Below are 22066 nucleotides of genomic sequence, written 5' to 3' on the forward strand. Positions count from 1 at the left end.
TTATGCAAAATTTTTCTAAAAGGGGATTAGATATGGGTCAGACAGTTTTTATTTCAGATGCGGATGAGTATTTATTTGGACAAGGTACTCATTATGATATTTACAAAAAACTAGGGGCACATGTCTCAGAGGAAAATGGCGTAAAGGGGATGTTTTTTGCTGTTTGGGCACCTAATGCCGAATCAGTACATGTTATAGGATCCTTCAATGGATGGGATGAGGAAATGTATCCGATGGAAAAAATCGGAAACATGGGAATTTACAAATTATTCATTCCTGGAGTAGGTACAGGAGAACTGTACAAATATCTTATTCGTACTCCTGATGGTAGAAAACTCTATAAAGCAGATCCGTACGCAAATTATGCTGAACTGAGACCTGGTAATGCTTCAAGAACAACGGATTTATCAAAGTTTAAATGGAGTGATGACAAGTGGTATTCAAGCAAAAAAGGTAAGGATCTGAATAGACAGCCGATTGCCATCTACGAATGTCATATTGGGTCATGGATGAAGCATCCGGATGGAACAGAGGATGGCTTTTACAGTTATAGAGAATTTGCTGACAGAGTAGTTGAATATTTAAAGGAGATGAAGTATACACATATCGAGCTGATAGGTATAGCTGAACATCCTTTTGACGGCTCATGGGGATATCAGGTGACAGGATATTATGCACCGACCTCCAGATATGGCGAGCCTACTGATTTTATGTATCTGATAAATCTTTTACATAAAAATAATATCGGTGTAATTCTTGACTGGGTTCCGGCGCATTTTTGTCCTGATGAATTCGGCCTTGGCTGTTTTGATGGTACATGTATTTATGAAGATCCGGATCCGAGAAAGGGTGAACATCCGGATTGGGGAACCAAGATTTTTAATCTTGCAAAAAATGAAGTAAAGAATTTCCTTATTGCAAATGCTCTTTTCTGGATCAAGGAGTTTCATATCGATGGTCTCCGTGTTGATGCAGTGGCATCCATGCTTTATCTTGATTATGGTAAGAGGGATGGACAGTGGGTTCCTAATAAAGATGGTGGTAACAAGAATTATGAAGCCATTGAATTCTTTAAACATCTTAACAGCGTAGTAAGAGGAACTTATCCTGATGTTATGATGATTGCTGAGGAATCTACAGCATGGCCTAAGATTACAGCTCCTGTTGAAGATGATGGTCTTAATTTCAGCTTCAAATGGAATATGGGGTGGATGCATGATTTTTGTGAATATATGAAGCTTGATCCGTATTTCAGAAAAGGCGCTCATCACATGATGACATTTGCCATGAGCTATAATAATGCTGAAAACTATATCCTTCCGCTTTCACACGATGAAGTTGTTCATCTTAAGTGTTCAATGGTTGAGAAAATGCCTGGCTATAAGGTGGACAAATACGCTAATCTTCGTGCAGGTTACGCTTTTATGTTCGGCCATAGCGGTAAAAAGCTGCTCTTCATGGGACAGGATTTTGGACAGGAACGTGAATGGAGTGAGAAAAGAGAGCTTGACTGGTTCCTTCTTCAGGAAGATCTCAATCGCGGAATGAAGGATTATGTAAGAGATTTATTAGAGATTTATCGTAAATATCCTGCACTTTACGAAGTAGATAACGATTGGGGCGGTTTTGAATGGATTAATGCAAATGATGCGGACCACAGCATTTACAGTTTCTACAGAAGAGCTGCCAATGGTAAGGATAATATTCTTTTTGTAATTAACTTCACACCTATGGAAGTCAGGGATTATAAGGTTGGAGTTCCGTTTGCAGGAACTTATAAGCATATTCTTGATAGTGCGGACAAAAAGTATGCTGGATGTGGTACTGGAATACCGGATAGTATAAAAGCTGTTCCGGGACTTTGCGATTACAAGGATTATAGTATAACGATGACAATACCGCCATATGGTGCAGAGCTTTTTGTTTTCCAGAATCCGGAGGCAAAAAAGGTTGATGAAAAGAAGGTTGTAGAAAAAGCAAGCGCTAAGAAGCCTGCTGAGAAAAAAGATGTAGAGAAAGCAACCAAAAAGACAACAACTAAGAAAGCAAAATAAGGATCATTAAGATTTAAAAAAAATATTCCGAAATAAAAGGTGATAAACACTATAGGTGTTGTCACCTTTTTTCTTTTGCTTAGAAATCGGAGAATATAAATGAACGTGAATTTAAATACAATAAATGGAATGGAATCCGATTTAGACAGACCATTAAAAAGCATGGACGCAGGTCAGATTTACACATCTGCATACCAGAAGAACGGTAACGTAAAAGGTGCATTTGCAGTTGATCTTAATGGTAATTTTCTAAATAATCAGGCATATGCAAATAATGGGAAGACAAAAAATGACATTATTGCAGAAGCGCAGAACACAGATACTGCTGTTCGACATAACTACATGTCTATAATGGCAAATAATATGTCCGCTGATGATTTTGCAAAGGCAGCAGCGGATGGATTTGACTTCGGAGAGATGAGTCCGGAGGAATCTGTGACCATTCTTGATAAAATTAAGGCAACACTAGCCGTGTCAGGAACAGAGATTATCGGATATACAGATGACTTATCAGCTAAGGAGCTTGAGCAGATCACAGGAAGCAGTGGTCTGGCAAATGAGATTGCTTCATCTTTTCATGAAAATGATATTCCACTTACACAGGAGAATGTAAAGGAAATTGTAGCAGCTATAGATAAAATCAAGGATATAACTGCTATCAGTGATGGTGCGCTAAAATACATGACACTGAATAACATGGAGCCTACCATTGATAATATTTACATGGCAGAACATGCCACAAACGGACAGAACAGAAAAACCGGAACCTATATTGCACTTGAGACAGAAGGCTATTATGGAACAAAGGCTGAAAAGCTTGAATGGGATGCAGTAGAGGATCAGGTTAAAAGAATTATTGATGAGTCCGGACTTGATTCATCTGATAAAAAGAACCTTGAAGAAGCCAGATGGATGATAGAGGAAGGAATACCTCTTACAACAGATAATGTGAAAAAAGTCCATGAACTTGGCAGCATTGAATTGCCTATCAGTGAAGAAGAAATAGTTAAATTGACAGCGGTTTCAATCTCAAACAGAAATGCTGCTGTAATCAATGATAATACTGAGAGCAATAATTTACTTAAGGCTATTGAGATAGCTGATGAAGTTACAAATATTTCTGATAAAGCTATAGAAAGAGTATTGTCAGAGGATAAAGTTTTAAATATTGAAAACCTTAGTGCTGAGCAAAAAGATTTAGATAACGATAAAAAAGCAGGCACTGATAAAGCGCTATCAGATGAGCATAGACTTCCTATGCCTGAAGATACCGTAAGTTCTGAAAAAAATGTCATTGAAAATGTAAATAGAGAATTTGTGAATCATCCGGAAGAAGCCGGGAATAATGATGAGAGAAGAGAATTTCTTGAAGCAAGAAAACAATTGGAAGAGATTAGACTTTCAATGACTGTCAGTGCAAATTTAAGACTTTTGGATAAAGGCTTTAAGCTTGAAACAGAGCCCATTAAACAGGTGATCGAAGCACTTACGAAGGAAATTGAGAGCCTTGGCAATGAACTATTTTCTGAAGAAGACAGCTCAAAGTATCTGCTGTTTGAAGAGACAACGGCAAAAGTGGCTGAGCTTAAGCTTTTCCCTGTTGATATTGCAGGCAGAGATAATCTTTTAGAGAGTGAAAACTTTGGCGATATATATCAGGAGGCTAAGACTTTAAAGCAAAGATATGACAAGGCCGGAAAGACCTATGAAGCAGTTGGCACAGAGGTAAGAGCTGATCTTGGGGATAATATAAAAAAGGCATTTAGGAATATTGACACACTGCTTAAGGATCAGGGTCAGGAGATAAATGAAGAAAACAGACGGGCAGTGAGAATCCTTGGTTATAACCATATGGAGATCACTAAAGAAAACATTGAAAGTGTTCGTACAATTGATGAAAAACTTATGAATACTGTAAATAAGTTAAAGCCCGGAGCAGTTCTTAATATGATAAGGGACGGGCATAATCCCTTGAAGATGACTATAAATGAGCTTAGCGATGAGCTTGGCAGACAGGATAAGGGAGATTCCTCAAAGCAGGAAGAAAAGTATTCCAGATTTCTTTATAAACTCGAAAAGAATGCCGAAATAACACCTGAAGAGAAGGAAACATATATAGGAATATACAGACTTTTTCATAATCTGAAAATCACAGATAACGCAGCAATAGGCGTTGTTTTGGAGACAGGTGCTGAAATGACGATAGAGAATCTGTTATCTGCCACAAGAACGCTTAAGAAAGAGAAAAAGGGTTTAGATTATAAAGTCGATGATGATTTTGGCGGGCTTATAGGTAGAGATACCGATAGTAAATCCATCTCTTCGCAGATAGAATCAGCATTTATGCATTATAGTGAAAGCGCTGATATTGTTTATCAAAATCTAGAGCCGGAGAAATTGCTTAAGGCAGATGCGAAAGAAGAAATGCTTCTGGATGAACTTGCAGAAAAACTGGCGATGGAAGAGACTTCCCTGGAAGGACAGAGCGCAGAAAAAGAGTATTACAGTGAAAAAGCAAAGGAAATGCGAAAAATCGCTGCGCTTCAATCCACAGATGAAATAGTGACAGAGCTTGAAAAGCATGGTATTGCAGCAAATACAGATATGGTTCAGGCACTTATAAATCTAAAGTCCGGAAGAAAAGGAAGGAATAATTCTGTTTGGAGTCTTGCAGAAAAAATGGCCACTCTTGCCTTTAAAGAGGTGAGACAGGAGATGCTTCAGGATTTAATTGACAGCGATGATTATGAGAGTGCTTATGAAGAAAAATTAATGGGATTATCAGAGAGTTTGAACGAACTCCTGATGGAAGAAGCTGATTCTTATATTGATGTAAAGACAATACATCTTATGCAAAAACAGCTGACAGTTGCCTCTAAGATGTCAAAGCAGGAAAGCTACGAAATCCCTGTTGAGATTGATGGCAGACTTGTATCGATGCACGTCACTTTTAAAGAAAATGAACTGGATGGAAGCCGTGTTGAAGCTGAGATTGAAACACCTGATTTTGGGCAGGTATCGATGGCCATGACTGTAAGTGAAAATAAGGTTATTGGTGCATTTGCTTCAGCTTACCGGCAAACAGAGGATTTATCCGAATATTTGTCGGATGTGAAGGAGAAATTTATCAGAGGTCTATCAGAGAAGGAAGAGAACTTGTCTGTAGAACCTGAAAATATTGGAGTTTTTTACCGTAGACAAGAAGCAGGATCTGCAGTAACGGGATCGGGAAATGGAGTTTTCGATAAGCGAACATTGCTAAGGATGGCAGAGATTTTTGTACACTCGGTATAGTTAATATCAGAATCGGAGGTCATCATGCAGGTAAATTATAATATTTCAGCAATGATCGCAAATAATGCGCTGGTTGCTAATGACAATAAGCTCGCAGAGTCAATTGAAAGACTCTCTAGCGGTTTAAAAATCGCAAATGCTAAGGATAATCCGTCAGGACTGGCGATATCAAGGCGAATGAATGCACAGATTAAAGGTCTCGGTGTGGCAGGCGGCAACTCCGGAGATGGAATATCGGTAATACAGACTGCTGATGGAACACTTTCAGAAGTCCATGATATTCTTCAGAGAATGAGCGAGCTTGCTATTCAGGCAGCTAATGGAACCAATAGCGACAGTGATCTTGAGATAATTCAGGATGAAATAGCTCAGCTGAAGGATGAAATAACAAGAATATCAGATGCTACACAGTTTAATGGACAGACTCTGCTTGATGGATCATTTGATTTTCGCGGTTATTCTACCCTTGATAAAGATACTGATCCGCTGGTTACAGTAAACACTTATTCAGATGTCATTGATAGCGGGAATTACTACTTTGAGGAGATTTATTGCTCCTACGACGATAATTCAGGAAAAATAACGCTTCTTGATTCAAACGGCTATAGGACTGATTCTGTAAAAATTGATGTAACAAAAATAACAAAGTATCAGGGTCGGGAAACAGAGATTAATTACATGTATCAGGCAAGCGTTTCTGTGGATGGAGATTTGCTGAAAATATCCACAAGAGATGGAAAAGAGCTGGAAATAAAAGTAAATAAAAATCTAAAAGGCGAGAGAATTGATCTTGAACTAACAAGAAAAGGTGCAATGACAATGCAGGTTGGTGCCAATGAGGGGCAGGTGCTTGATATAAGAATACCCAGAGTTACATTGTCGAATCTTGGTATAGCTTATGTAGATGTCAGCAGAACATATAAGACAGATCTCATAGATGCGGTTGAATTTCTAAATAGTGATGAGGTCGCTCAGTATCTTTATGGAAGCGAAATAACTGCTGAAGATATAATCGATACAACATTTTATAACAGTAAAGAAGGAGTCATAGATTATACCAGGGGGCTAAAAGATGAAGAGCCATATCATTTCATAAATGTGGATGAAGCAAGAAAAATAGTTGAGAAACTAAGAAGGAGTAATTCTGAAATTGCTGGACTGGACCCGTGGGATCCGGATTATGATCAAAAAAAGGCTCAAATACAGGAGAATTTCTGGGAATACACGAAAGAAATTGAAAGAGCTGCTGATGAGAGAATAAAGGAGGCTCCTCATACAGGTGCAGATCAGGCGATAACAGATATAGGAAGTGCAATACAGAAAATATCTGCTATACGAAGCAGGCTTGGAGCTTATCAGAACAGACTGGATCATACAGTCAGCAACATTAATACAACCAGTGAAAATATGACAGCTGCTTATTCAAGAATAATGGATGTAGATATGGCTGATGAGATGACAGTATATTCTACACAACAGGTTCTTTCGCAGGCAGGAACAAGCATGCTTGCTCAGGCAAATGAAAGACCGCAACAGATATTACAGCTTCTCCAATAATGAGGTATAAATTATGACGCAGGACCTGATTTTGGCATATACACGTAGAATAACCATGGCCAATAAAACCCAGATGATCACAATTTTGTACGAGATGATTCTTGACTATATCAGTGAAGGAGAGCGAAAGCTTGAAGAAGGCGATGAAAAAGGCTTTGCAGAAGAGCTGTCAAAATCAATGAATTGTATTGATGAGCTGATTCATTCACTTAACCTTGGCTATGAACTTGGGAAAAATCTACTCTCTTTATATATTTTTGAAAAAGGACAAATATTAAAGTCTATAGCAAAGAGAAGTAAAGATGACTTAACTCATGTGAAGAAAACTTTTGATTCTCTTCATGAAGCATATCTTAAGTTGGAGGAGCAAAATAAAGAAGAAGCGCTGATGACAAATGTTCCAAAGGTTTATGTTGGGTTAACCTATGGAAAAAGCCGTCTGACAGAGAGCGTTTCGGACAATTATACATCCAGAGGATATATGGCTTAAGAAATTAAATAAAATTTAAGATTTATTTTTTGGAAAAATTTTTCTTCCTATAATTAATGTTTTTGCCAAACAAACAATTTTCGGATTGTTTGTTTGGCTTTTTTATCGCATTTATGCGGAATATTAAGAAATTCTTAATAAAAATATCGAAATAAAACTCCAAAATTTTTCCCTATTGCACCGCAAAAAACATGGTGCTAATATCGCTAGCGTTGCTCAACCAATGGATGTGAGCAGCAATCAGTGTAAAAATCTAAATATGCCGGTGCAGGCTTTCATAGCCCTCCCTGTTCATACTAAGCTCATCTGTGCACTCGCACAAACACCGGCATGTTTATCTTATCTCTTAATGAAAGGATGACAGAGATTATTATGACGACTTCGATTTTGTATTGCCTGGTAACAGGATCGGCAATAACGGATGTGTATAAAAATAAAATATTTAATGTATGGCTCCTCTGTGGATTTGTGACTGGTGTTTCATTGAGCTTTTTTGGAGCCGGTAACGATCAATCAATTTTGTTTTTGATACTTAGAGCTGCCATTACTTTTTTGTTACTGCTTCCGGTTTATCTGATTAAAGGAATTGGCGGCGGAGACTTAAAGCTTTTAACAAGCATTTCTATATTTCTTTCAACTGAAGAAATGATTTCAATAGTTGTAATTGCTTTTTTTATCGGTGCGGTTTTCGGATTGATAAAAGTCATCAAGAAAAAGAATTTGCATCAGACAATTCATTTTGCATTACCGATTCTCATCAGTACTTTGCTGGTCACAGGGAAATGCATTCTCATCTGAAATTCATAACAAGAAAGGACAAAAATGAAAAACAATTTACTGATAATTTGTGACAGTGATAAAAATTACTGCCATAAACTGGACAGCTATATAAGAGATAACCTGAGCATTCCGTTTAGTATTTATGGAATTACGGATATCACAAGACTTTCGGAATTTACAAGCAGTGGCAAAAATATTCTTCTTCTGATATCTCAGTCGTTGTTTGAAAAGAAAATACCCTTTGGTTTTAAACATATACTCGTTCTTAAGGAAAAGGAAAATGTCCTTGAGGAAAAAGAAAGCTATTACGGGTGTGAAGATTCAGATATCAGATTTATTGATAAATATCAAAGGAGTGAGAATATTACTGACAGCATACTCAGTATGTGCCTGGATATTCCTGAAATAGTTGTTAAAGGAAATGGTAAAGATCAAAGTAACAGTCTCACAATAACAGGATTTTATACACCCAGATATAGCAAAGATAAGACGGCAGAAGTAATGGATTATGCCGGGAAAATGGCAGCTAAAGAAAAGATACTATATATAAATACGGATAGTTTTTGTACCAGCAAAATTCTCAGAAATCCGGAATACAATGAAACAATTGCAGATCTAATATATTTTGCGGAATGTTCTGATGATAAATTCGGAATCTATCTTGAAAGAATAGTTAAGCATGATAAGGAATTGGATTTTGTACCGGTATGCCATATACCAAGTCAGGGAAGAATGATAAAAAGCAGTGAATATGCAAAGCTCTTCAGGAAAATAGCTGAAACAGAAAAATATGACACTATAGTTTTTGATATTTCAGATGGGATGCCGGATCTCTTTGATGCTCTTAATTTGTGTGATGAGTTGTATGTAATTCATGATAATGACTACATTTCACAAAAAAGAGTGGATTTGCTGATAAATGATCTGCAAAGAGATGAGGATTTTGACATGAATAAGCTACACAGAGTAACCGGAGGTGGCAGAATTGGAGCATGATAAGCTCAAGTCAGAAATCAGAGAAAGAATTCTGGCTGGCATGGATTTTTCCAGGGATATATCAGATGATGAAATGCTTGAACGAATTGATAAGGGAATTATTGATTATAGCAGAGAACAAAGTATTTCATTAAATGAAAAGCTAAGACTTAGGAAAGAACTTTTTTATTCAATCAGAAAGCTTGATGTTCTGCAACTTCTTGTTGATGATTCTGAGATAACAGAAATTATGGTAAATGGAATGAATAATATTTTTGTAGAAAAAAATGGAAGTTTATACAAGCATGAACTGAAATTTGAATCAGCGCAAAAACTGGAGGATGTAATTCAGCAAATAGTAAGCAAGTGTAACAGAGTTGTCAATGAAGCATCACCTATTGTGGATGCAAGACTGGAAAATGGCGCACGTGTAAATGTTGTTTTGCCACCCGTGGCTTTGAATGGACCTATTTTGACCATAAGAAGATTTCCCGATACTCCGATCACAATGGAAAAGCTGATAGAATTTGGAGCATTAAGAAATGAACTTGCAGAATATTTACAAACTTTGGTAAAAGCCGGTTATAACATTTTTGTTTCAGGAGGAACGGGATCAGGAAAAACGACGTTCTTAAATGCATTATCCGACAGTATTCCGAGAGATGAGAGAGTGATTACGATTGAAGATAATGCAGAACTTCAGATCCTTCACGTACCCAATATAGTCCGTATGGAAACGAGAAACGCAAATGTGGAGGGATGTAAGCCAATAACTATAAGAGACCTCATAAAGTCATCTCTTCGAATGAGACCTGACCGCATTGTAATAGGAGAAGTAAGAGGAGATGAATGCGTTGATATGCTTCAGGCTATGAATACGGGGCATATATCTATGTCAACCGGGCATGCGAATACAGCAAGAGATATGCTCAAGCGACTGGAGACGATGTTTCTTATGGGAATGGATCTTCCGCTTTCAGCTGTAAGAGGTCAGATAGCATCAGGGATAGACATTATTGTACAGCTCGGAAGACTAAGAGACAGATCAAGGAAAGTGCTTGAGGTTTGTGAATTATCAGGAAAGGTTGAAAACATGACAGGAGAAATAGAGATAAAAACATTGTTCAGGTTCCATGAGACAGGAACTGACAGTAATGGAAAAATAGCAGGGGAATGGAGGTGTGAAAATGAGCTTGAAAGCTTATCAAAGTTGGAAGCAGCGGGTCTTAAGCTTAAAAGTTACAGCCTTTGACATACCACTTATCGCTAGAAATATCTTAATCCTATTTATTATCGGAGAGCTGTTCTATGGCAGTTTCATTGCATCTATTCTGATGTTTCCGTTATCAATCCCATGGTTCATTATGCAGAAGGAAAGAAAACAAAAGAAAGAAAATCATGATCTTGGTATTCAGTTTAAGGATGCCATGATGTCTGTATTGGCAGCAGAAAAAGCAGGATATTCAATTGAGAATTCCTTTTCTGAAGCTATACATGACATGCAGATTCTCTATGGGAAAGGTGCACCTATCTGCAAGGAACTTCAAAGAATCCAGCAGGGTATAAGAAATAGTATAACCATTGAGGCTATGTTGGCAGAATTGGGAAAACGCACAGACAACAGGGATATAGAGGAGTTTGCCGGAGTCTTCTCAGTGGCAAAAAGGAGCGGAGGAAATATGGCTGAAACTATAGAAAGATGCATAGATGTTATAGGAAAAAGAATGGACGTGGAAAGTGAAATCGATGTAATGATTGCTGCAAAACGCATGGAAGCACAAATAATGGAGGTGGTTCCATTTGGAATCATGGCATATGTTGGTGTGACAAATCCCGGATTCTTCGATTCTTTATATGGTAATCCTCTGGGAATCATCATAATGACAATCTGTCTGGTGATTTATATTGTTGCGTATGTATTTACGCAGAAAATCATAGATATAGAGATATAAGGGAGATTTCAAATGAAATACTTAATAGTGTTATATCTGGTCATACCCATAGTTATCATGCTGCTGATATTTTTATCATTTGATGAAAAAATTCCAAATGATCTGGAGTGTGAGGATGGTATTGAAAGACTGTTTTCAAGAGCTGCAACATACATATATAGGCGGTTTCTCAAAAACAGCAGATTGTTTCTAAAATCACCGGGAAGAAGGCGGGTCAGAGACAGTCTTCAAAGACTTAATAATGACACAGATATAGGTAAGAAGGTCACTTCATACTACATAAAAAAGATCAGTACCATGTTGATACTTGTTTTCATGGGGTCAGCGCTATCGCTTCTTGCTTATATAACCTCAGGTAAGAGTACATCTTTAACAGAGAATGGAGAAATTGTAAGAAATGACCATGGAAAAGGCGAAAAAGAAACCAGACTTACCGCTACGGATGTGTACGGAGAAAAACTGGGAGAGTTTGATCTTAAGATAAGTGAAATAGAATACACAAAAGAAGAAGCATATAAACTCTATAAGGAAATGATAGAAGTTCTACCCACAAAAATGCTTCAGAATAATACGGATCTTGATCATGTAAAAAGCGGGCTAAGTCTTCCGCAGTCAATAGAGGGATTCCCCTTTGAAATCTCATGGAAATCGGACAATATAGATGTTTTGCATTCTGATGGAAGTGTTGGAAATGATGATATTTCTTTTTCAGGCGCCAAGGTTATGCTCACTGCAGAGATTACATATATGAAATACGAATGGGAGCATACATTTGACATAAGGGTTATTCCAAGGGATTTTACCGAAGAAGAGGAACTGTACCATGAGCTTGAAGGACGGCTTAAAGAAAGTGAAGAAATCACCAGGTACAAAGACAGATTTCCTGTTCCTGAAGATGCAAATGGCATGGTGGTTTTGTGGAAGGAAAACAGGGATGACAGTAGCATCATGATTTTGCTTTTGTCCTTGGTGGCAGCAGCGTCAATTTTTCTGTTTGGAGAAAATGACCTCACAAAGCAGGTGGAAGAGAGAAAGCGACAAATGATCCTTGAATATCCGGCTTTTGTATCAAGACTCGTTTTATATATGGGAAGCGGAATGTCGGTAAGGGGAATCTTTCTGAAATTTTCGGATGAATACAAGAAAATGGTAAAAGAGGGAAGAAAACGAAGTTTTCTCTATGATGAGATTACAAAATGCTCCAATGAGCTTGAAAGCGGAGTGCCTGAAATAAGTGTTTATGAACGGCTTGGAGTGAGATGCGGGTCGCAGCAGTACGCAAGACTTGTGACATTACTGGCACAAAACCTGAAAAAGGGAAACAGTGAAATGCTGAATCTTTTGAGAGAAGAATCTGATAAAGCAACGATGGAAAGAATGTCTAATGCCAGAAAGTTTGGAGAAGAGGCAGGGACAAAGCTATTGGTTCCAATGGTCATGATGCTTTTCATAGTAATGGTTGTGATCATGGTACCGGCATATCTTTCGTTTTAATAAAAAGTAAACACCCAAAGGTGTTACTAAATAAAATTTTAAGGAGGAAATATGAAACTAAATATTTCAAACAAAGTAACTTTAATGAAAGCACAGGCAAGATTTCTTGCAGGAAGAGCCAGAGAGAAGGTGGAGGAATTATTAAAAGATGAAAGCGGTATGGGAACCGTCGAAGTCATCCTCATCATCGTAGTTCTTATTGGACTTGTAATCATATTTAAGGAGAAAACGGATGGACTGGTTAAGGAAATATTTAATACGATCAACACAAAAGCCGGAAAAGTCACAGGTTGATGCTTATCTGACAGTATACCTGTCTTTGTCCATAACAATAATATTGTCACTTGTTCTTGCACTTTTACAAAGTGCAAGAATCGGTGCAGTAAAAATGAAGTCGGAATTATCTGTAGATATAGCAATGAATTCAGTATTGGGTGAATACAATAGAGCGCTATTTGACAGGTACGGTCTTCTGTTTATCGATACCTCATATGGTACGTCGAATGGTTCTGTGATTAATACCAGAGATCATCTGGAAAACTATTTTTCAAAGAATTTCGAACGTACTTCTGTAGGTATGCTCACGGGAAGGACAACCTTAATGCCGGCGAAGCTGGCAAATCTCAATATCACAGGATATTCGATTGCAACTGATAAGAAGGGAGCAGTCTTAAGAAGACAGATCATAGAATATATGAAAGGTGATCCTCTTGATGCAGCGATAGGAAGTATTCAGAAAAATGTGGATGAATTAAAAAGCTGTGGATTTGATAAGAGCGATATTGATGACAAGGCAAAGGATAATGAAAAGGAAGTTTCCAGCCCGTATTACGCTGATACTGACGGAGATGGAGAAGCTGAAACATATTATGCAGACAATCCTGCCAGTCAGGTAACAGCTCAAAGAGGAATAGGAATATTACCACTTGCAGCGCCTGACATTGATGAAATATCGAGTGCTGCGATTGATTCGTCCGGATGCGCATCTAAGCGAAGCCTGAAAAAGGGTACCGGACTTGATGAATCTGAAAAAAAGGGAATTGGCCCGAACCATCTGTTTGAGAAATACCTGCATGAAAAATGTGGTTGCTATGGAAATGAACTAGAGGGGTCAAAGCTACAATATGAACTTGAGTACATATTTGCAGGAAAAGATAGCGATTATGCCAATCTTGAAAAAACATTGGAAGCGATATTTGTGTGGAAAGAAGCCGCTAATTTTGCACACATCATGGGTGATGCATCTAAGCGTGCAGAAGCACAAGCTCTGGCTTTAACGGCCTCGGTACTGCTTACACTTCCGGAACTTGAGCATCAGATTATGATGGCGATTATATTTGCATGGTCCTTTGCAGAAACTATCTCAGACTTAAGGATTCTTTTAAGTGGAGGAAAAGTACCAATAATAAAAACCGCATCAACCTGGAATCTGTCATTGGAGCATATGCTTGAGTTCAGAGATCATCTCAAAGATGGCGGAGGGACAGGACTAAGCTACAAGGACTATCTCAATATACTCATTTATCTGGAGAAGAAAGAGAAAAAGACAATGAGACTTATGGATGTAATAGAGATGAACATAAGGAAAACAGAGGGGAATTTAAATTTTAAGCTTGACGATTGTGTTGATATTCTTTGTGCAGATTTTGAGATTAATGGACCCTATAACAAGAAAATAGAAATAGAACGCAGTTATGGTTATGAAATGTTTGAGTAACAGGCAAGAAGTAGCCAGTGATGGCCTTTTTCGATTATATAAAAAAGGAAAATATGAAATTAAACAAAAAAAGGTAAAAAAATGGAAATTCGTTCGAAGAACTCTAATAAAAAAATAAATAAAAAGGACATGCTTCTTCGGGCAAGTGGAAAAAGGCCGTCACTGGCTGCTTCTGTAACTGTAGAGGCTTCTATCATACTCCCTATTTTTCTATTCTTCTTTGTCAATCTGCTGACAATATTTGATATTTTGAAGTTGCAGTGCGATCTGGAAGCAGCCCTTCATCAAGCAGGAAGTCAGATTATGCTGGAGCAGGCGATGGTAAAGCATACATTGGGCAACGCTGCAGATGATAATAATTTGAATACGGGAATAGGAGCAATTAATTCTTTTACTGCAGGCAAGAAAGTTAAAAAATATCTGGGCGAAAATTATCTTAATAACAGTCCTATAAGCGGTGGAACATCAGGACTGAAGTTCGTTGAGAGTGCGTTTTACTCTTCAGGAGACATAATAGATATTGTTGCAACCTATAAAGTTCATCCACTGTTTGGAATAGCGGGATTCAAGGAGTTTCCGCTTGAAGGAAGATTATATGGACATGCATTTACCGGATATGAATTGGGCGGTGGACAGTCAGATAGCGATGATGAAGCAGAAGAACTTGTATATATCACAGAAAATGGATCTGCATATCACAAAAGCCTTGACTGCTCGCATCTCAAGCTTTCTGTAAAAAAGATAACCAAGTCGGGCTTGTCGGTAAAAAGAAATATTGGTGGAGCAAAATATTACCCCTGTGAAGCATGCGGGAAGGGAGCCGGGCAAACAGTGTACATAACTAATTATGGAAACAGATATCACACTAAAAGTAGTTGCAGCAAGATCAAAAGAACCATAAAAACAGTACCGATATCTGAAGCTGTTGGAAAAACTCCCTGTAAAGATTGCGCCGGCTAGATTTATAGAAAGGATAAAGATGGATTTTTGTGAAATAATTAATAAGGAGGTCATAGGACTCATTTTCAGAGTGCTATTTATGATAATTATGTTGATCGCAGCTATTTGCGATTTCAGAGAGAAAACAATCCCTATATCTATACCATCCTCTGTTTTGTTTCTCTCACTTATTTACTGGTTATACCTTTGGAGTATGAAAATATCAGGTCCAAAAGAAATGATGTTTTCACTGATACCCGGGATTATTCTAATCGCAATTTCTTATATATCAAGGAAAAATATTGGAATAGGTGATGGGCTTATGATATTTGCCCTGGGCCCCTTTTTAGGTTTAGAGAATCTGATGCTGACAATTATGATAGCGTTCTTGTTTTCTGCGATAGTTGGAGGAACATTGTTGATTCTCAGGAAAGCAAGTGGAAAAACCACCTTGGCATTCATGCCATTTCTGACAGCTGGGATGGGGGTGACATGCTTTGTGCTCAGTTAACAAATCCGGGGTTGATGGATATATGAGTGTGGAGGCAGCCCTGGTTGTTCCTGCCGCGATTTTCGGAATTGTGTTGATAATATATATGGCATTTTTTGTCCATTCAAGATGTATATTGTCGCAGGATGTGTATATCCTGGGTTTCAGATCAGGCCTGTTTTATGAGAAGCAGGGCTATGGGAATGCTGCCCAATACATTACTGACCATGAAGCTGAGCAAACAAAAGACAGCTACTTTGGCAGCAGTAAGCCTGATATTAAGGCTATGCAAAATGGTAATGAAGTAAAGGTTGAGGGCATCACAACTACAAATCACGATGCATTATTCGGATATTTTAAAGGAATTCCTGATCTGTGGAAATCCGAGGCGGCAGCATGTGTAAAAATTTTAAAGCCTGCACAGTCAATCAGAAAAATTAAAAGAATAAAAGATATATACAAGGGATTAACAAATGATTAATGGATGAGAGGCAGAAGAATTATGGAAATAGAATATTATAAAGATGCGAAGCATAACTACTTAATACTGAAAGCAGATGTAAATGATGAGAACATGTTTCAATACAGAATGCTGGAAAACAATTCTATCGAAGGTTTGCTTCCTTTTAGTCTTAGGAATATGGATGGATGCTTTGACTTATATTATGAAATGGATTCTAAGCAAAGCATCAAAAATAAATATATAAATAGAAAGATGAGCTATGACAGGTTGGCAGAGCTGTTTAAAGCCTATGTTTTAGCTGCAAAAAATCTGGAAGACTATCTCTTGGATTCATCTCATATTGTATTGTCACCTGAAACCATTTTTGAGGATTTTTCCAGTGGGAGCTTTTCATTTGTCTATGACCCTGGATATGAAAATATCCTGGATAGCGGCTTTTTGGAAGAACTGCTCGAATTTGCAGACCTAGAAGATGATAAAGCACAGGGACTCATTTACAAATTACTGGATTCTATATGTGATAACGGTATGGACTTTAATTATTTATGGAGTCTTGTTTCAGATGTGAGTGATTTAACAACTAGTACAGGAAGTATAGACGAGAAGAATTTTGTGAATAATTATGAGGATTGGGATTTGGAAAGCACTGATGATTCTGAACCTGATCCGGATGATGCTGAAAATGCAACTGAAAAAAAGATAGGTATAAAGCTTCCGTTTGAAGGGAGCTTTTTTATGGCAATACTCTTTGCAATTGTGGCCGGGGTGCTGGTCTATCTTCGATACGCATTTATTCTTACATATGAGGAAAACCTTCTGGATATTGCAGTCTTTATGGTGTCGGTTCTCATGTCGCTATCGTGTCTGATTCTTCAGTTAAGGAAAAATGATAACTTTTTTAAATATAGAAATTCAGAAAAAGATAAAGTAGCTAAAAGTGATAAGGATAATAAAAAGAACAAAGAGATTGAAAAGAAAAAGGATGACGAATTTTCAGATAACAAAAATAGTAAAAGATATTTTGATGGGAACATAGGAAATCATAGAGAAACTGTCATATATAAAGACGAAGAAGTATATGCTCCCGGGGGAACAGTAAGAAAATCCGGGGATGACTTTAGTGATGAAGAGGGATTCGAGGAAACTGTATTGCTTTCACTTGATTTTCAGAAACAGGGACATAAGCTTTATGCCATTGATGATACAGAACTGGACAATATAAATCTTGGAAAATTGCCCCTTGTGGTAGGTAAACTCGCCAAATGCTCGGATGCTGTTATAAAAGATAAGACAGTTTCAAGAATGCATGCACGTATTTTTAAATCTGAGAATGGAAATAATTCTATATGGATACAGGATTTAAACTCCACGAATGGAACATATATTAATGGAAGAAGATTAATGCCAAATGAAAAAGCCGAACTCAACATAGATGATGAGGTTTCTTTTGGAAAATGTGCTTTTGCATATCGCTAAAAAAGATATGAATTATGATATAATAAGCTTTAGTCTGATTCATTTTTCATGGAGAGTATGGTATGAAGATCAATATATATTATGGTGGCCGAGGAATAATAGATGACCCTACACTTTTGGTCCTTTCAAGAATGACAGAAGTGTTTAAGGAGCTTAATGTACAGGTTGAGCAGTTCAACCTTTTCGAGCAGAAAAACGGTATCACAGCCCTTCCGGGAACATTAAAAAATTCGGATGGTATTATTCTTGCGTCAACTGTAGAGTGGTTTGGGATTGGAGGATACATGCACCAGTTTTTGGATGCATGCTGGCTTTACGGTGATAAAGACAAATTAAACGGTCTATATATGGCTCCGATTGTCATGTCCACAACCCATGGTGAGCGTGAAGGAATGATGGAGCTGTCTTCTGCCTGGGAGATACTGGGTGGAATCCCTCTTGATGGAATATGTGGATATATAGCTGATTCTTCAACACTTGAAAGGAATTCAAGCTATCAGAATCTTATTGAAAAGAAAGCTGAGAATATCTATAGATGCATTAATCAGAAAATAGAATCTTTGCCTACCAGTAATCAGGCAGTTAAGAACAGAGTTTCAATCACAAAGATAACAGATCTCACTCCGCAGGAAACGGAACAGTTGTCAAAGTACATTTCTAATGAAGAATATGTACAGAAGCAAAAAGAAGATATTCTTGAATTGAGCAGTATCTTCAGGGACAAAATGGATAAGGACCACGGAGCAGAACACGCGGAGGACTTTGTTAACAGTTTAAAAAATCATTTCAAGCCTGTCGCAGGATTACATGCTGTTTATCAGATTTCACTGCTAGATCAGACAAAAGATAAAGATATAATGATCAGGATTGATAATAAGGACATAGAATGCAAGCTTGGCGAAATCAGCGGTGCCAGTGTTCACGCATCTATGAATACATCTGTATTGGAACAGATAGTGTCAGGAAGAATGACATTCCAGAGAGCATTTATGGAAGGTAATCTGAAAATGAAAGGGGACTTCAAACTGCTGAGAAGTATGGATCAGCTTTTTGAGTTTAAATAGTATTGGACGAAACAGAAGTTTTTTGGAATAGACAAATTGGAATATTCAAAACCTCATATATTAATACAATAATCATTCTCCTTAATCTCATCTGTTTTGCTATCAATTTTGTTTTTGGTGATTCACTTATAGAGAGATTTGAGCAGAGAAGTGATTATGTGCTGGCAGGAGTACAGTATTACAGACTCATAACTTCTATGTTTCTTCACGCAGATCTTGAGCATCTTTTTAATAATATGCTCATATTATTCTTCGTTGGAGCTAATGTGGAACATGATATCGGACATTTTCCATACCTGATACTTTATTTTTTATCTGGTTTAGGTGGTAATCTCACAAGTGTTGCATATGACTTTCTGCATATGGAGTTTATACCTTCTATTGGAGCGAGCGGGGCTGTTTTTGGGATTATTGGTGCTGTAATAATAATAGTCATACACGGAAGAAAGAACCTGAAAAAGGGCTCCAATCTTCTTATCAGGCTTGCTCTAATGGTAATGTTATCTGTCTATAGCGGATTTACTGCAGCTAATGTTGACAATGCCGCACACATAGGTGGACTGTTATGCGGGGTAATAATTACATTTTTAATAACGATAATAAGTAAAAAAGAATACACAATGGAGGAATGGTTATGAAGGATTCAAATTGTATTTTTTGTAAACTCGCAAATGGAGATATCCCGACAAATTCAATTTATGAAGATGATAGATTTAATATCATTTTAGACAATGGACCAGCTACAAAAGGTCATTGTCTCATCCTGCCCAAGGATCATTATGCTAATCTTTTTGAGCTTCCTGATGATATTGCTGCAGATGCAATGAAGCTTGCGAAGAAGATGGCAGGGATACTAAAAGAAAAACTTGATGCTGATGGAATAAATCTTGTTCAGAATAACGGTTCCGCGGCAGGACAGACTGTTAATCATTTTCATTTACATATAATTCCAAGATATGAGAATGATGGGCAGCATATATTATGGAAACCAACAGAGCCGACTGCAGAAGAATTAAAGGATCTTTGTGCAAGGCTTCGTGTGAATACGGAGGAATGATTTGAGAGATATTAGTGTTTCTGAAATAACCAATGCTGTAAAAAAACTGTGTATTGATGCTAATTACACATTATCTTCTGACATGGAAGAAGCGATATGTAACGCTAAGAATCAGGAAAAGTCTGGGCTTGGAAAGCAGATTTTCGGGCAGCTGGAAGAGAATCTTAGAATTGCAAAGGAAGAAAATATTCCGATATGTCAGGACACGGGAATGGCAGTGTTTTTTATAAATGTAGGTCAGGAAGCCCATATTGTAGGTGGTTCAATTTCTGATGCCGTAAATGAAGGAGTGAGACTTGGATATACTGAAGGATATCTGAGAAAATCTGTAGTAGGAGATCCTCTTTTAAGAGTAAATACAGGGGATAATACACCGGCTGTTATTCATTATGATATTGTTCCGGGAGATAATATAGAGATAACAATAGCTCCCAAAGGTTTTGGCAGTGAGAACATGAGCAAGATATATATGCTCAAACCCGCTGATGGCGAAGAGGGTGTAAAAAATGCTATAGTTCAGGCGGTAAAGGATGCAGGTCCCAATGCGTGTCCGCCTATGGTTGTTGGAGTTGGAATTGGCGGAACCTTTGAAAAATGTGCTTTACTGGCAAAAAAAGCCCTTACAAGAAAAGTAGGGGAGCACTCGAATATACCATATGTAAAAGAAATGGAAGAAGAAGTACTTGGCAGGATTAATAAGACAGGCATTGGCCCCGGTGGACTTGGAGGTACTGTTACAGCACTTGCTGTTAACATTAATACTTATGCGACCCATATTGCCGGTTTACCTGTAGCGGTTAATATATGCTGTCATGTTAACAGGCATAGAAGTATTACTATCTAAATAGTCAACAGTTCAGATGGAAGGATTTTTACATGGAACATAGAATTACAGCACCATTCTCTGCTGAAACAATCAAGAAATTACACAGTGGAGATATGGTATATATTTCCGGAGTAATATATACAGCCAGGGATGCTGCTCATAAAAGGATGATGGAGACTTTGGACGCCGGGCAGGAATTACCTATAGGAATAGAAGGCAATGTGATATATTATATGGGACCGTCACCTTCCCGTGATGGAAGACCTATTGGGTCTGCAGGACCCACCACAGCCAGCAGAATGGACAAATATGCTCCAAGATTACTGGATATGGGATTGTGCGGAATGATTGGAAAAGGAAAAAGATCACCGGAAGTCATAGATGCAATTGTCAGAAACAAGGCTGTTTATCTTGCTGCAATCGGAGGGGCCGGTGCACTTTTGTCAAAATCAATAAAGAAAGCAGAAGTAGTAGCTTATGATGATCTGGGAACAGAAGCAATCAGAAGACTTGAAGTGGAAGACTTTCCGGCCATCGTTGTGATAGACAGTTACGGAAGTAATCTGTACGAAACAGCAATCAAAGAATTTAATGGAGAAAAATAAATACATTCCAAAAACAAATATTGTGATTTATTTGAAAAGATTAGTTGACAATAACCTTTTGGATTTGTATAATAAATTTTGCGTCAATGCTAAAGCATTTACGAACAACTGAATACCATTTGGTAGAGGTTTTCAGACATGGAGAAATACTCAAGTGGCTGAAGAGGCGCCCCTGCTAAGGGTGTAGACCGTTCACGCGGTGCGAGGGTTCAAATCCCTCTTTCTCCGTTAGCTTATCCCCAGCAAATTTATTTGCTGGGGATTTTTATATGCTATATTCCTTACAATATACTGGTTATGTTGAACCTTTTATCCAAATTTATTAAAAAACTGAAAAAAGTTAAAAAAAGTGATTGACACTAATAGGGGGCAGTGATATATTTATATTCGCTCGCTGCGAGTGATAGCTACTAATCGGAAGGAATCAGTACTACACTGATAAAGCGAACATAAAAATAAAAAAGTTCTTGACAAAAAGCTGCTAACAAGATATACTAAATGAGTTGCGGCTGATAAGCCGAGACAAAGCACTTTGACAATGAAATAGTAATGCAACCCTGAAAATTCCAAAAAGAATATTCAGAGAACAAAACAACCTAACTAAAGGTAAAACGGACAGAACAAAAGCCAAGCTTAAGTTCTGGTCAGAAGACGAACGATCTTAAACAGAGATGTTTGAGAAACATTTAAACGTGAGAGTTCGATCCTGGCTCAGGATGAACGCTGGCGGCGTGCCTAACACATGCAAGTCGAACGGAAGATTATCGCTGATGAAGCTTCGGCAGAATCTTGATAATCTTTAGTGGCGGACGGGTGAGTAACGCGTGGGCAAC

The 22066-nt window shown here is 37.7% G+C and carries 20 protein-coding genes, 1 tRNA gene and 1 rRNA gene; all 22 read left to right on the top strand.

From position 1 onward, the window contains the following. Nucleotides 1–32 precede the first annotated feature (32 nt). Complete coding sequence (gene glgB / locus G622_RS22775) at nt 33–2054, top strand: 1,4-alpha-glucan branching protein GlgB (protein WP_081675301.1); 2022 nt, start codon at nt 33–35, stop codon at nt 2052–2054. Between the two features lie 99 nt (nt 2055–2153). Continuing rightward, nucleotides 2154–5348, top strand: a complete 3195-nt coding sequence (locus G622_RS0112310) for a DUF6240 domain-containing protein (RefSeq protein WP_026510975.1) — start codon at nt 2154–2156, stop codon at nt 5346–5348. A 24-nt stretch (nt 5349–5372) separates the two neighbouring features. Further along, nucleotides 5373–6905: a flagellin N-terminal helical domain-containing protein gene (locus tag G622_RS24675; protein ID WP_049945830.1), complete on the top strand. Its 1533-nt coding sequence runs from the start codon at nt 5373–5375 to the stop codon at nt 6903–6905. 13 nt (nt 6906–6918) lie between these two features. Next, entirely contained in the window at nt 6919–7395 is a 477-nt protein-coding gene (locus G622_RS0112320; protein ID WP_026510976.1) for a flagellar export chaperone FliS, read from the top strand. A 372-nt stretch (nt 7396–7767) separates the two neighbouring features. Continuing rightward, nucleotides 7768–8193 (top strand): prepilin peptidase, encoded by a 426-nt coding sequence (locus G622_RS0112325; RefSeq protein ID WP_026510977.1) that lies wholly within the window; start codon nt 7768–7770, stop codon nt 8191–8193. A gap of 24 nt (nt 8194–8217) precedes the next feature. After that, nucleotides 8218–9171, top strand: a complete 954-nt coding sequence (locus G622_RS0112330) for a hypothetical protein (RefSeq protein ID WP_026510978.1) — start codon at nt 8218–8220, stop codon at nt 9169–9171. 40 nt (nt 9172–9211) lie between these two features. Beyond that, on the top strand, nt 9212–10402 hold the full coding sequence (locus G622_RS0112335; RefSeq protein ID WP_044957613.1) for a CpaF family protein: 1191 nt from the start codon (nt 9212–9214) through the stop codon (nt 10400–10402). Then, nucleotides 10338–11102 (top strand): type II secretion system F family protein, encoded by a 765-nt coding sequence (locus G622_RS0112340; RefSeq protein ID WP_081675303.1) that lies wholly within the window; start codon nt 10338–10340, stop codon nt 11100–11102. Before G622_RS0112335 ends, G622_RS0112340 begins: the two co-directional genes overlap by 65 nt. A 12-nt stretch (nt 11103–11114) precedes the next feature. Continuing rightward, the gene (locus G622_RS0112345) at nt 11115–12596 is read left to right on the top strand and encodes an immunoglobulin-like domain-containing protein (RefSeq protein ID WP_026510981.1); all 1482 of its coding nucleotides are present in this window, start codon (nt 11115–11117) and stop codon (nt 12594–12596) included. Nucleotides 12597–12647: 51 nt separating this feature from the next. Then, nucleotides 12648–12890, top strand: a complete 243-nt coding sequence (locus G622_RS27140; protein ID WP_330363610.1) for a Flp1 family type IVb pilin — start codon at nt 12648–12650, stop codon at nt 12888–12890. Further along, nucleotides 12829–14313 carry a DUF5702 domain-containing protein gene (locus G622_RS0112355; RefSeq protein ID WP_026510982.1) on the top strand — a complete coding sequence of 495 codons (1485 nt, stop codon included), beginning with the start codon at nt 12829–12831 and terminating at the stop codon, nt 14311–14313. The genes G622_RS27140 and G622_RS0112355 overlap by 62 nt, the downstream gene beginning before the upstream one ends. 81 nt (nt 14314–14394) lie before the next feature. After that, entirely contained in the window at nt 14395–15273 is an 879-nt protein-coding gene (locus tag G622_RS24680) for a hypothetical protein (RefSeq protein ID WP_049945832.1), read from the top strand. A 19-nt stretch (nt 15274–15292) separates the two neighbouring features. After that, nucleotides 15293–15763 (top strand): prepilin peptidase, encoded by a 471-nt coding sequence (locus G622_RS0112365; RefSeq protein WP_026510983.1) that lies wholly within the window; start codon nt 15293–15295, stop codon nt 15761–15763. Beyond that, entirely contained in the window at nt 15750–16223 is a 474-nt protein-coding gene (locus G622_RS0112370; RefSeq protein WP_026510984.1) for a TadE family protein, read from the top strand. Before G622_RS0112365 ends, G622_RS0112370 begins: the two co-directional genes overlap by 14 nt. 21 nt (nt 16224–16244) lie before the next feature. After that, complete coding sequence (locus tag G622_RS0112375) at nt 16245–17681, top strand: DUF6382 domain-containing protein (RefSeq protein WP_026510985.1); 1437 nt, start codon at nt 16245–16247, stop codon at nt 17679–17681. A gap of 62 nt (nt 17682–17743) precedes the next feature. Beyond that, nucleotides 17744–18745, top strand: a complete 1002-nt coding sequence (locus tag G622_RS0112380; protein ID WP_026510986.1) for an SCP2 sterol-binding domain-containing protein — start codon at nt 17744–17746, stop codon at nt 18743–18745. A 2-nt stretch (nt 18746–18747) separates the two neighbouring features. Beyond that, entirely contained in the window at nt 18748–19383 is a 636-nt protein-coding gene (locus G622_RS22795; protein ID WP_044957600.1) for a rhomboid family intramembrane serine protease, read from the top strand. Next, the gene (locus tag G622_RS0112390; RefSeq protein ID WP_026510987.1) at nt 19380–19802 is read left to right on the top strand and encodes an HIT family protein; all 423 of its coding nucleotides are present in this window, start codon (nt 19380–19382) and stop codon (nt 19800–19802) included. Before G622_RS22795 ends, G622_RS0112390 begins: the two co-directional genes overlap by 4 nt. 1 nt (nt 19803) lies before the next feature. Next, nucleotides 19804–20646, top strand: a complete 843-nt coding sequence (locus G622_RS0112395; RefSeq protein ID WP_026510988.1) for a fumarate hydratase — start codon at nt 19804–19806, stop codon at nt 20644–20646. A 32-nt stretch (nt 20647–20678) separates the two neighbouring features. Next, nucleotides 20679–21233: a Fe-S-containing hydro-lyase gene (locus tag G622_RS0112400; protein ID WP_026510989.1), complete on the top strand. Its 555-nt coding sequence runs from the start codon at nt 20679–20681 to the stop codon at nt 21231–21233. Between the two features lie 140 nt (nt 21234–21373). After that, nucleotides 21374–21461, top strand: a tRNA-Ser gene (locus tag G622_RS0112405). Between the two features lie 460 nt (nt 21462–21921). Then, a 16S ribosomal RNA gene (locus G622_RS0112410) occupies nt 21922–22066 on the top strand; the annotation flags it as partial.

Origin of the sequence: Butyrivibrio sp. LC3010, assembly GCF_000424385.1 — a bacterium.
Taxonomy (GTDB): Bacteria; Bacillota; Clostridia; order Lachnospirales; family Lachnospiraceae; genus Butyrivibrio.